This is a genomic window from Fulvivirga ligni (genome assembly GCF_021389935.1).
Classification (GTDB): Bacteria; Bacteroidota; Bacteroidia; order Cytophagales; family Cyclobacteriaceae; genus Fulvivirga; species Fulvivirga ligni.
Genome location: NZ_CP089979.1, coordinates 2,463,175 through 2,476,420, shown reverse-complemented (window position 1 = coordinate 2,476,420; position 13,246 = coordinate 2,463,175). Strand labels below are relative to the sequence as shown.

Here is a 13,246-nt window from a genome sequence, read left to right as displayed (position 1 = left end):
TTGAAGTCAATTAGTTGTTAACATTGGCTATCCATGAGCCAGCTGGAGTTTCAAAATAATAGCACCCAAGGTAGAAAAACATTTTTTGTAGATGTAGTGCTACCTGTGCCCATACCAAAAATGTTCACTTACCGCGTGCCGCATGAGTTGAGCGATAAGATAGTGGTGGGCGCTCGCGTTATTGTACAGTTTGGCCAGCGTAAAGTACTTACCGGAGTCATCGGTAGGATTCATGAGACACCACCAGAAAAGTATGAGGCTAAATATTTATTAGAGCTCTTAGATGAAGAGCCTGTAATCCAGCCTTTGCAAATATCTCTTTTCCAATGGATTGCCAATTATTACATGTGCACCATAGGCGAAGTGCTGAATATGGCGTTGCCCTCAGGTCTTAAGCTCAGCAGTGAATCTAAAGTGCAACTGCACCCCCATTTTGACTACTACGAATCAGATATTGACTTTAGTGACAAGGAAGCTACAGTAATTGAAGCGCTGCAAAATGATGAAGTATTATCATACAGTGAAATAGGCCGGCTGGTCAATCAAAAGACCATTTACAGCTTAATCAAATCGTTAGTATACAAAGGTGCTGTTTTGCTTTTTGAAGAGGTCAAAGAGAAGTACAAGCCTAAAAAAGAGACCCGTATAAGGATGTCTCAGTTTTTAGCTGACAATAAGGAAGAACTGGAATCTCTTTTTGAAAACCTGGAGAAGAAGCCGAAGCAAGAAGCCATATTATTACACTATTTACAAGAAATTCCGGTCTTCAACCATCCTGAAAGAAACCGCGATGGAATACCAAAGGCCTCTTTTAATGAAGGTGATTTATCTACCTCTTCATTAAGAACATTGGTTAAAAATGGCGTTTTCGAGGAATTCGAAGTAATCATCAGCCGATTCGACAACCATGACCAATCGCTAAAAGAAGTAACACTAACCGACATCCAACAGCAAGCTAAGGAAGAAATTATGGCTTCCTTTCAGGAAAAAGACATTTCTCTGCTACATGGAATTACAGGTAGCGGTAAAACTGAAATTTATATCAGTCTGATTCAGGATGCGTTAGAGGGTGAAAGTCAGGTGTTATATTTGTTACCTGAAATTGCACTAACCACTCAAATTGTTAACCGACTAAGAAAAATATTCGGAGATAAGATGGGTGTTTATCACTCCAAATTCTCTGATAATGAACGTGTTGAGATTTGGAAAGGTGTTTTATCTGGCAAGTACCAGTTTGTGGTTGGCGTAAGATCGGCAGTATTTCTTCCTTTCGATAATCTTGGCTTGATTATTATAGACGAAGAGCATGAATCTTCCTACAAACAATATGACCCAGCTCCTCGCTACAATGCCCGTGATCTGGCCTTTGTTATCGCCCGGGAACATCACGCCAAGGTATTGCTAGGATCAGCTACTCCATCTATCGAGTCACAGTTTCATGCTCAGAGTGGAAAATATGGACTCATAAAATTAAACACCCGATTTGGTAGTGGTGCCTTACCCGATTTTCAAGTTGCTGATATGGTAAGGCAGAGAAATAAAAAGCTTTTGAAAGGTGAGTTTTCTACCGAACTGGTAGAAGCTATTACACTTGCGATGGAGCAAAAAGAGCAGGTCATCGTGTTTCAAAACCGTCGTGGCTATTCTCCTTACCTGATGTGCAATGAGTGCGGCTGGGTGCCAAAATGTGAAAACTGCGCTGTAAGTCTCACCTACCATCAGTATAAAGCGGAGATGCGCTGCCATTATTGTGGTTATAAAGAGCCTGTTCCTCATGCTTGTGAAGCCTGTGGGTCTACCAACATGAACACCATGGGATTTGGTACAGAAAAGCTGGAAGAAGAACTGTCTCTTCTGTTTCCTGATGCTCGTATTCAAAGAATGGACCTAGACACTACGCGCAGGAAGAATAGCTATGATAATATAATCTCAGACTTTGAAAATGGCTATGTAGATATATTGGTGGGCACTCAAATGGTTAGTAAAGGGCTGGACTTTGATAATGTGAATTTGGTAGGCATTTTCGACATAGACAGAATGCTTCACTTTCCTGATTTCAGATCTTTTGAAAGAGCCTTTCAGCTTTCTACTCAGGTCAGCGGCAGAGCAGGCCGAAGGGATAAAAAAGGTAAGGTAATCATCCAATCAAGAAATATAGAGCAGACTATTCTTACTCAGATAGTTACGCATGATTACAATTCATTTTATAAGCAGGAACTAGCTGAGAGACAGCTACATGGATACCCTCCTTTCACCAGACTTATTAATGTAATAGTTAAAAATAAAGATGCTCAAACAGCTAAAACTACAGCCATCAAACTCGGTAATCTATTAAAAGAACAGCTTGGTGCTAAAAGAGTACTTGGCCCCGAAGAACCCTTAATATCAAGAATAAGAAATGAGTACCTGATGGAGCTATCTGTTAAGCTGGAGCGATCGAAAATAAACCTAAGCAAAGCAAAAACAGTGATGCAGGAGATGGCTCATGAAGTGCTACAGGAAAAAGGCCTCAAATCATCGCGCATAATTTTTGATGTAGATCCGTACTAAGAAAAGAAATTACCTGTTTACTAAACTGAAATTCTTATTTTTGCCCTGTTTTATGAAAAATTACGACCGGCTTCTCATCTATATACTTATAAGCTTTCTGGGCTTTTTAAGTTGTGAAGAACAAGAAATTAATCTTACGGATACTGCTCCATATTTTACTATGCAGTTTATTAATGCAAGAAAACTGCAAACGCTCAATGACAGCATTGACAACATTGACGATAAAATAATCACCATTAATGATAGCATAACCGTATTAGACTCACTTTACGAGTTAAATCAAACTGATTATAGTGTAGAAAAAGAATCTCTTAACAATACCAAGAGTGATTTGAACACATTGAAAGGACTATTCAATGATACCATTTCTACTGTTGAGTCCGGAGATGTTTTAATTTCTAAAATTGTAGCAGCCAGCCTTGAAGGTACAGAGGTGACCTACGCAGATTCTGCCAAGAGCTATAAATTGGGGCTTAATCCAAATGCTGATAGCAGCAAATTCTACGTCCACTTGAACAATGATGTTTACACTATCAGAACTAAATATTCAAGGCTTACCGCCGAAGAGAATAGGAAAATAAAGGTTCTGGCCTATGATTTTGATTTACTATTCGACAGTAACCTCGATGGCTACGATAGCCTATCCAAAATACAAGATGATTCTACAAACTTATCCAGCAATGATTTTAAGGCTATTATTTATTTTTAGTATTCTTAGCTGCTCAGCGATAAGTGCACAAGCTCAATCTGACAGCACCAAGACCTCGAGCATTGATTCTGTGGCTGTTTTGAATGATACCATTCCTGCAAGTGAAAAGGTCATATCAGATTCTACCATGGTCAAAAAGACTACACCGACTGATACGGTAGTTGTCAATCAAACGGCCATTTCTGATTCTACCGTTACAGATTCTCTTGCAGTAAAACCTAAGGTAAACATCAAAACGGCCTTTCAAATATTCATTGACTATGGTAAATTCCTAACTATACCTACTGATTTTGAAACCAAGTATGAAGCTGGAGTAGCCTTTCAAATGAAAAACAAACTGGTACTGGTAGCTCATGCAGGCCAGGCTGAATTACATCCAGGTAGTGCCATAGAAAATGGGGAATACACAGTGAAAGGACAGTATTTCAAAGGTGGAATTAACTATCTCATCCCCTTAGACAACACTAATACGTTCTATATCGGCGGAAGATATGCCATGTCCACTTATGACGAAAATGGTAGCTATGAAATTAGCAGTCCCTTATGGCCAAATATCACTCGATCATTTGAACGCAAAGATTTATCTGCTACCTGGGCCGAAGTAGTTTTCGGAACGGAAAAGAAACTAAAAAACCCTCACTGGCTCATTGGCGGTACATTCGCTTTAAGAATTTTAATTGACCATGACACAGTAGAAGGTGATTCAGACCCAGTAGAAACTTTTGCAATCCCAGGCTATGGTAGAGCATTCGATAGTACGGAACCGGCTATCAATGTTTATATCAAGTGGCAATTGTAAAAAAGTCCATCAGTTCATTCAACTACATTTTATACTACAAAGTTTTCACAAACTCAGTACGTTTTCTCCTGTAATTAACTGTTGGCTAAGTGCTTAACGATTTCACGTAATTTTTACAGTTATTCCCAGGTTGGGTATGCCCTTCATTTTATCTAATTTCATTATTCAACCTGAAACCCTAAGCCTGAGCAGCGGACTTAGCTGCACTGCTATGCCCTGTTCTGTCTGAAGAGTTAGGTTTAATTATGTTTAATTAAACGCTTCTAACTGTGAAAAATTTAAACCTCAAAACCCTCTGGAGAAAGCTTTGCATTACAGCACTGGCTCTTCTTCTATGTTCTCAATTATCATGGTCACAAATGAGTGGCAATCCCATTTTATCTGGAGATCATCCTGACCCTGAAATAAGGATGTTTAATGGCAAATACTATATTTATCCTACGGCAACCCAAGGCAATACAGACTTCCATGCTTTCTCCTCCAATGACCTTACTAACTGGGTCGATGAAGGCGCTATATTTTCAGTAGGTAGAGATTGCAGCTGGGCCAATGTGAACGGATGGGCTCCGTCTGTGATCTCTAGAAATGGAAAATATTATTTGTATTACACCGCCGAAACTAAAATTGGCTGTGCAATAAGCAATAGTCCAACCGGTCCTTTCGTAGATATTGGTTACCCCTTCATTGGGTCTGATCCTTATACGGTAGACATTATAGACGCCATGGCCTTTATAGATGACGACGGTCAGGCCTATCTTTACTATGGTGGTTCCAATGGGTCAAGAATGGTGGTCCGCAGACTTAATCCAGACATGATCTCCTTCGCCTCAGGCCCCATGGATATCACTCCACCAAATTATACTGAAGCTCCTTTTCTCGTAAAAAGAGATGGCATTTACTACATGACCTATTCTAATGGCGCCTGGTATAACGCCTCGTACAATGTGCAATATGCAACCTCCTCCTCTCCCACTGGCCCCTGGACTTATCGCGGTTCCATATTATCCTCCTCTGATCAGATTACCGGACCGGGGCACCATTCTATAGTTCAAATACCCGGCTGTGACGATTATTATATGGTTTACCATAGATATGACAATGGCAACTACGGCTTCAGAAGCTGCAACATTGATAAAATGTATTTTGATCCGGATGGCTCTATCAGAAAAGTAGATATGACTAACTCAGGAGTGCAGGCTCGTGCTCCTTATGGTGGTGAATGTTCTACAGGAAATGTATTCTCTGGAGCTACATACAAATTGATCCATAAAGGAACTAACCAATGCCTGGATGTGGACAGCAACAGCCCATCACCGAATGCAAATGTGCATCAATGGACCAGCAACACTACCACAGCTCAGCAGTGGGTCATCACCCTGCAAGCTGACGGACATTACAAACTAAAGCATAAGGGCACCGATCAATGCCTTGATGTAGTTAACAATAGTGCTACGCCAGGCACCAATGTTATTCAATACACAGACAACGGAAATGATGCACAGCGATGGATGTTAAGAGCCATGGCCGATGGCTATTATAAGCTCGTGCATAAAAACACCTCTCAATGTCTGGATGTCTCAGGCAACAGCAGTTCCGATGGCGCTAATGTGCAACAATGGAATGATAACGGCAACAATGCTCAGCGATGGAAGCTCCAGATTGTATCATCAGCAGAAATCATCAGCGGTGCCATCTACGAATTAGAGCCTCAATGTGCCCCAGGCAAAAGATTAGATGTAGCCTCTGGCTCTAATACTAATGGTGCCAATGTTCAGATTTATGAACGCAATAATAACATAGCCCAGGCCTGGCAAATAGTAGGTGTTGGCAATGGCTTATATGAAATTATACCTCAATGCGCTACAGGTAGAAGACTCGATGTAGCAGGTGGGCAGGATCAGGCAGGCTCTAACATGCATATCTGGGAAAGCTATTCAAATACAGCTCAGCGTTTTCGATTTATAGATCAGGGGAATGGCTATTATGAAATAGAACCCGAATGCGCCCCTGGCAAAAGGTTGGATGTAGCAAATATCAGTCAGGACAACAATACAAATGTGCTCATGTGGAACGACCTCAATAATGCCGCACAACGATGGAAGTTAATCCTGAAATCTCAAAATGCCATTGCAGCTAAAACGGCTTCAGCAGAAAATATTGATATGAATGACGCTGCACAGAGACCATATCCAAATCCATTTAAAAATGAGATCCACTTTCCTGTGGCATCTAGTACGAGCAAGGATATTCTGTTAATAATCACTGATATAAGTGGAAAAGTGATTGTAAACAAAACTATAACCAGAAATCAAGAAGCATCACATGTGCTCTGGAATGGAAAAAATGATTCTGGACAATCAGTAGTTGAAGGCATGTATTTTTATAAAGTTATTTCAGAAGAAAGTATTATTACCGGATCAATATTGAAGCAATAAGTAATTACTAAGGGGTTGTACCCACCAATGGTGCAGCCTCTTATTTATACTATGAATAAAGAAAGCTTAGAATAACCCTGGCAGGCATAAAAAACAAAAGGCCGTGAAAATCACGACCTTTTAAACTATAAACTTGAACTTCTTTCAAAAAAATCAGGGATCTCAACAGCTGGTGTCATCCCGAAGGATATAGGTAAAAAAATAAATCAAATAAGTTTAAAAAATAGCTGTTGAGATCCCCTTATTAATTAATCTCTTGTATAGCTATATATCACCACCATCCAATAAGTAACCCAGTAATCAAAAAAAATTATAAAAAATTTATTTTTAATGACTTACCACCCATAGCTCAAGTAATTCTTGTAGCTCTAAACGGTAATATCCCATTCATCATTCATGGTGCTGATAGCATGGTGCGCAGTTAAATCAAACAGGCAAGGCACCACAGAAACATAGTTATTGGCGATAGCCCATTCATCATTATCCTCACCTTTGTCATGATTTACAAATTTCCCTGCCATCCAGAAATATCTTCTTCCATTAGGATCATGTCTTTGATCAAACTCCTCATGCCATTTAGCTCTGGCTTGTCTGCATATCTTCACTCCTTTGATCGCGCCTTTCGACTTTGCTGGGAAGTTTACATTTAAGGCCATTCCTTTGGCCATACCCTTAGTTAAAACCGTTTCAGCAATACTTTTTACATAATCTCTAACGTGACTAAAATCTGCATCAGCAGAATAATCACAAAGGGAAAAGCCAATGGCTGGCATACCTTCTATAGCTGCTTCTATAGCTGCAGACATAGTGCCGCTGTATAAAACGCTAATTGAAGTATTGCTACCATGATTTATTCCACTCACTACCAGATCAGGCTTTCTGTCTTTTAGCACAAAGTGCTTAGCCAGCTTCACACAGTCGGCCGGAGTTCCTGAACATTCATAGGCCTTTACATCTTCAAAAATATCGTTCTCCTCTAATCTTAGTGTATTTCCTATTGTAATGGCATGGCCCATTCCAGACTGAGGGCTATCAGGTGCTACCACGATAACATCACCCAGCTCTTTCATAATTTCTACAAGAGTACGTATACCTTTAGAAGTGATGCCATCGTCATTTGACACCAGAATAAGTGGTTTGCTCATCAAAAATTGTATTTATATTTTGTCAAAAAGTGAATTGTAGTAAACAACGGTTTTAGCCAGATCTCCCCTCCTATCTGCATTGATTTTATTATCCTTAATGTATTTTTTCATTTGAGACTGCTTGTCTTTCATGATATACCGTAGATCTTTTTTCTTTCCGTTGTACTCTTGAATATTCCCTTCGTTATCAAGGAAATAATAGGTATAAACTAAAACATAGGTGGAGTAAGTACCGGCCACTGAATATGGATAAGAGCGTGTTTGATATTCCACCGCTTCTCTACACAGCAGTGTCATTTTATCTCCTGCCAGCAACATCTCAAACAGAATTGGCACTCTGTAATTGCCATTTAAAGTATAGGGAATTGAATAAAACTGGCGATACCTCTCAACTGTTTTATCGAAGATTTCGAAATAAAGGAGTTTGCGTCCGGTAAATGCTTTTATGGTTTTATTATCAGCACTGAGCTGCACCACGTCATTTTCCAGGCTATATTTGACTAGTCCGCTTAGCGTATCACCCTCAGCTAATACTACCTTTCCCTCATGCCATACTTCCGAAGGAAAGTTCTGCGCATTCAAGGTTTGGCTGCACGCCGAAATAAGAACGATAAGAAAGCAAACTAGTCTCACTAATTATTTTATGTTTTTTAAAATTTGGTGCCCCATTTTATCTCTCTTGGTTTGAAGATATTGCTGATTATGCTTATTTGGAGCTATTTCTATACCTACATTTTCCACAATTTCCAGGCCATATCCTATTAAACCAACTCTTTTCTTAGGATTATTAGAGATAAGGCGGATTTTATGAATATTAAGGTCTCTCAAAATCTGAGCACCAACACCATAATCACGCTTATCCATTTCAAAACCAAGCTTTAAATTAGCTTCAACTGTATCTAACCCTTCTTCCTGAAGCTTGTAAGCTTTTAATTTATTTACCAGGCCGATACCACGACCTTCCTGATTCATATATAAAACCACTCCTTTGCCTTCTTTCTCTACCATTTCCATGGCGGCATGAAGCTGACCTCCGCAATCACATCGGCAAGAGCCGAAGATATCTCCGGTAACGCATGAAGAATGCACCCTTACTAAAACAGGTTCATCAGGTTCCCAGGTACCTTTTATTAATGCTAAATGATTGTCACCAGTATTCGTTTGCTGGTAAGCCACCAATTTAAAGTCACCATAATCGGTAGGCATATTTACGTTGTCTACCTCTTTTTTAATCAGGCTCTCCTTCTTCACCCTGTACTCTATCAGGTCTTTGATAGACACAAGTTTTAGATCGAACCTTTCAGCTACCTTTACCAGGTCAGGTAAACGCGCCATGGAACCATCTTCATTCATGATCTCGACTAAAACACCACCAGGTCTAAAACCTGCCAGACGAGCAAAGTCAATGGCTGCTTCTGTATGTCCTGCCCTTCTAAGAACCCCTCCTTGCTTTGCCCTTAACGGGAAAATATGACCAGGCTTACCCAGCTCCTCAGGATCTGTTTCAGGGTCTATTAATGCTTTTATGGTCTTGAACCTGTCATGAGCAGAAATACCTGTAGTACATCCGTGCCCAATAAGATCGACAGAAACAGTAAATGGAGTTTCGAAGGCAGCGGTATTTCTACCTACCATTAGCTCAAGGCCGAGATCATTACATCTTTCTTCATCTAAGGGAACACAAATAAGTCCCCTGCCGTGGGTGGCCATGAAATTGACTATCTCCGGTGTGATACATTCTGCCGCACAAACAAAGTCTCCCTCGTTCTCTCTGTCCTCATCATCAACTACAATGATCACTTTGCCGTTTTTGATATCTTCAACGGCTTCTTCTATGCTATTTAACTTTATATTTTCCTGACTCATCAATTGCTATGTTTCTAAGCAAAACTATGCTTTTTACACCTGTTATAAAAGTTAACAATTGATCAACAAAATTAAAATTAAAGGGGTTCGTAAAATGTCAAGAATAAGACTTATCGAGTCACCACAATACCAAGGACTTTGGCTATCTCCATTTCTGATTTTTTAAGCTCAGCATGAATCTTAAAATGATGTTCCTCCGCGTCAAAATCTTTGGCTTCCTTCATTTTAGAAAGGTTATCTAAAATGAGCTGTTGAATTACTCTAAACTTCAATCTAAGCACATTAGTAAACACCACATTTTCAAGAATGTCATTTTCTTTTGGGACGAAAATTTCATACTTATCATTCCAGTTATTGCTTACATCATAGCGCTCACTGATAAGGTCTACCACCACACTTTTCATTTCTGAAGAGCCATTCTGGATAAAATAGTGGCTATCAGGCACTCTACCTTCAGCCAGCTCTTTTTTAAACTCATCTACTATCTCTTTATAAATAGGTGTGATGAAGTCTATCTCCTCCAGCTGCTCCAGTAGATAATCATGTAATCTATACTCTTCCTCTATTTCATTAAAGCCATAATTAATGAGTATCCTTACACTTTCGCGTTCCTGAGCAGCCTGGCTGTCTTTTGGGTTAATGGCAGAAACCTTCTTCTCAGCTTCTACAACCTCTGCGGGCAGGTCTGGCAGATCGGGATGCTCTGGTTTACCTTTGCCCTTATCCTTCTTTTTACGATCGCCTATTAAGATCTTATTGAGCTCAGAGAAAAGCGTACCCTCATCAATATCTAACTGACGAGAAGTTTCTTTCACATAAACTGACCTTTTAATAGGATCAGGTATTTTACCAATACTGCCAACTATCTCTTTGATAGATTCTGCCTTCTTCAGCGGATCATTAGCAGCATCCTTTGCAAAAAGGGCAGCCTTAAAGGCAATAAGGTCTTTGGTGTTTTCAGCCAGGTATTTTTTAAACTCAGAAGTACCAAGTTTTCTGGAGTAACTATCAGGATCTTCACCTTCAGGGAACACAATCACCCGCACGTTCATGCCGGCTTCCAGAATCATGTCTACACCTCGAAGTGCAGCTTTTAATCCTGCAGTATCACCATCAAAAAGAACAGTAATATTCTCTGTAAACCTATGAATAAGCTTGATCTGATCATCAGTTAGTGATGTACCTGAAGAGGCCACAACGTTAGCTATATCAGACTGGTGCAGTGAGATGACATCGGTATATCCTTCTACCAGATAGCAATTATCCATCTGCCTGATGGCTTGCTTAGCCTGATAGATACCATAAAGGATTTTACTCTTATGATAAACCTCTGTTTCAGGAGAGTTGAGATACTTAGGCTTTGCGTCTTTCTTTAATGTTCTGGCACCAAACGCAATGACCTTACCTGAAATATTATGAATAGGAAAAATAACCCGCCCTCTAAAACGGTCATATTTCTTATTTTCCTTTTTTACCAGCAGACCTGCTTTTTCCAGCATATCTTCACTATAAGCCTTCGCCAGAGCCGATTTTGTGAAAGCATCCCACTGATCTAAACTATAGCCAAGATCAAACTCATCAATGATTTTTTCATTGAATCCACGCTCCTTAAAGTAGCTCAGCCCGATAGACCGGCCTTCATCATGTTTTAAAAGCGTTTCCTGAAAGTAGTCTTTAGCATAATTAAGAACTATAAACAGACTATCTCTTTCATTCTGATGCTGAATCTGCTCATCAGTCTTAGCCTCTTCTTCTACTTCAATCCCATATTTATTGGCCAGGTACCTGATGGCCTCAAGATAATGGAGTCCGTCGTGCTCTTCTACGAAAGTAATGGCATCGCCGGCTTTACCACATCCGAAGCATTTGAATATTCCTTTTGCTGGAGAAACTGAAAAGGATGGAGTTTTCTCACCATGAAACGGACAGCAGGCCCAAAGATTCTGACCTTTACGCTTCAAACTCACAAAATCAGATATAACATCTTCAATGTCTACCCTGTCTTTTACTGCGTCTATGGTGGCTTGTGATATCAAATTAAATCTCTAGTTTCTACAAAGATAAGTTTTAGCAAACAACTAATTCTACAACCCGTAGTATAATGTAAAATGTTGTTTCAAATTGCAAAAAAGCAAAACTAATGGACTAAATTGCAAGCTGAAATTTAATATGATTGCTGAAGGGAAAGGTTAGATATGAAATTTGACAAATCAGACGTACTTAAAGCACTTTCTACGGTAGATGATCCTGACTTAAAGAAGGATTTGGTTACCCTGAATATGATTAAGGACGTAGAAGTTTTTAGTGACGCTGTAAAGTTTACAGTAGTGTTAACCACACCGGCTTGTCCGCTTAAAGAAGTGATTCGCAAAAGCTGCGAAGATGCTATTCATAACTTGATTAGCAAAGATCTTCAGGTAGACATCAATATGACATCTAATGTTACCACTACCAGAGACAGTGCTCCTTTATTACCTAATGTAAAGAATATTATAGCCGTTTCTTCTGGAAAAGGTGGTGTTGGTAAATCTACAGTGGCAGCTAACCTTGCAGTTGCCTTAGCTCAGGAAGGAGCAAAAGTAGGTATTATCGACGCAGACATTTACGGTCCTTCCGTGCCTACTATGTTTAACTGTGAGCACGAGCAGCCATCTGTAAAGCAGGTGAATGGCAAAAACATCATTGTGCCATTAGAGCAATATGGTGTAAAACTTATATCTATAGGTTTCCTTGCTCCGGCTGAGAACGCTGTGGTTTGGAGAGGTCCTATGGCCAGCTCAGCCTTGAAACAATTTATTGGAGATACTGACTGGGGTGAACTTGATTATTTGATCATAGATTTACCTCCAGGCACTAGTGATATACACCTTACTTTAGTACAAACTGTTCCTGTAACCGGAGCGGTGATTGTAACTACACCTCAGAAAGTGGCCCTTGCCGATGCCAGAAAGGGAATGTCTATGTTTAGGCAGCCACAAATTAATGTACCTATATTAGGTATCATTGAAAATATGGCTTATTTTACACCTGAGGAGCTACCAGACAGTAAATATTATATTTTTGGTGAAGGTGGTGGCCTGAACTTATCGCAAAAGTTCGATGTTCCTTTACTTGGTCAGATACCTATTGTACAAAGTATCAGAGAAAGCGGAGACAGTGGTTATCCTGCCGTATTAAAAGAGGGTAAAACCAAAGAAGCATTTCATGAATTAGCTGAGGCTGTAGCCAGAAATGTAGCTATCAGAAATGCCACAATAGACGAAACAAAAAAGGTAGAATTTAAAGTTTAATAACCTGCATGGAAACTGCTAACTCACTTTCAATGGATGAGATTAAAGAGAAAATAGATTTAGCTCTGGATAACATAAGACCTTATTTAAAGACTGACGGCGGAAACGTTAAAGTATTAGAGGTTAGTGAAGACCTGGTAGTAAAGCTAGAGCTATTAGGAGCTTGCGGCTCTTGCCCTATGTCTACCATGACATTAAGAGCTGGTGTGGAAGAAGCCATAAGAAAGGCTGTGCCTGAAGTAAAATCTGTAGAGGCGGTGAACATCACACACCCTGATGACCCCAACGCAAAATTACCAGGAAACATGATTTAGATCTCTTTAAAAGACCTAACCCTGAAATACCTAAAACCTATACAATACTCATACAAGCTAAGAATCTTTGGAATCTTGGCTTTTTGTGTTTTATTCCACGTACAAACCTTCGCTCAAAGGTGTGCTACGGAAGAATAC

The 13,246-nt window shown here is 39.8% G+C and carries 10 protein-coding genes; 6 read left to right on the top strand and 4 right to left on the bottom strand.

What is annotated here, in order from left to right; genetic code table 11:
• Positions 1-33 precede the first annotated feature (33 nt).
• The 4 genes from priA (at position 34) to LVD16_RS10920 (ending at position 6,493) form a co-directional block, all read left to right on the top strand.
• Positions 34-2,550: a replication restart helicase PriA gene (priA, locus tag LVD16_RS10935; RefSeq protein WP_233773983.1), complete on the top strand. Its 2,517-nt coding sequence runs from the start codon at positions 34-36 to the stop codon at positions 2,548-2,550.
• 52 nt (positions 2,551-2,602) lie between these two features.
• Positions 2,603-3,259, top strand: coding sequence for a hypothetical protein (locus LVD16_RS10930; RefSeq protein ID WP_233773982.1), 657 nt, complete (start codon positions 2,603-2,605; stop codon positions 3,257-3,259).
• Positions 3,231-4,058 carry a DUF6048 family protein gene (locus LVD16_RS10925; protein WP_233773981.1) on the top strand — a complete coding sequence of 276 codons (828 nt, stop codon included), beginning with the start codon at positions 3,231-3,233 and terminating at the stop codon, positions 4,056-4,058. Before LVD16_RS10930 ends, LVD16_RS10925 begins: the two co-directional genes overlap by 29 nt.
• 269 nt (positions 4,059-4,327) lie before the next feature.
• On the top strand, positions 4,328-6,493 hold the full coding sequence (locus LVD16_RS10920) for a family 43 glycosylhydrolase (RefSeq protein ID WP_233773980.1): 2,166 nt from the start codon (positions 4,328-4,330) through the stop codon (positions 6,491-6,493).
• 368 nt (positions 6,494-6,861) lie between these two features.
• On the opposite strand, the gene surE is transcribed toward LVD16_RS10920, so the two are convergent.
• The 4 genes from surE to dnaG all read right to left on the bottom strand — a co-directional run bounded on the left by surE (position 6,862) and on the right by dnaG (position 11,540).
• Positions 6,862-7,638: a 5'/3'-nucleotidase SurE gene (gene surE, locus LVD16_RS10915; protein WP_233773979.1), complete on the bottom strand. Its 777-nt coding sequence runs from the start codon at positions 7,636-7,638 to the stop codon at positions 6,862-6,864.
• 12 nt (positions 7,639-7,650) lie between these two features.
• On the bottom strand, positions 7,651-8,220 hold the full coding sequence (locus tag LVD16_RS10910; protein ID WP_233773978.1) for a hypothetical protein: 570 nt from the start codon (positions 8,218-8,220) through the stop codon (positions 7,651-7,653).
• 54 nt (positions 8,221-8,274) lie between these two features.
• The gene (locus LVD16_RS10905) at positions 8,275-9,504 is read right to left on the bottom strand and encodes a bifunctional 3,4-dihydroxy-2-butanone-4-phosphate synthase/GTP cyclohydrolase II (RefSeq protein WP_233773977.1); all 1,230 of its coding nucleotides are present in this window, start codon (positions 9,502-9,504) and stop codon (positions 8,275-8,277) included.
• 110 nt (positions 9,505-9,614) lie between these two features.
• Positions 9,615-11,540: a DNA primase gene (dnaG, locus tag LVD16_RS10900; protein ID WP_233773976.1), complete on the bottom strand. Its 1,926-nt coding sequence runs from the start codon at positions 11,538-11,540 to the stop codon at positions 9,615-9,617.
• Positions 11,541-11,699: 159 nt separating this feature from the next.
• On the opposite strand from dnaG, the gene LVD16_RS10895 reads away from it, so the two are divergent.
• A complete protein-coding gene (locus LVD16_RS10895; protein ID WP_233773975.1) occupies positions 11,700-12,794 on the top strand; it encodes an Mrp/NBP35 family ATP-binding protein in 1,095 nt (364 codons plus the stop codon).
• A gap of 8 nt (positions 12,795-12,802) precedes the next feature.
• A complete protein-coding gene (locus tag LVD16_RS10890; protein WP_233773974.1) occupies positions 12,803-13,108 on the top strand; it encodes a NifU family protein in 306 nt (101 codons plus the stop codon).
• Positions 13,109-13,246: the final 138 nt, after the last annotated feature.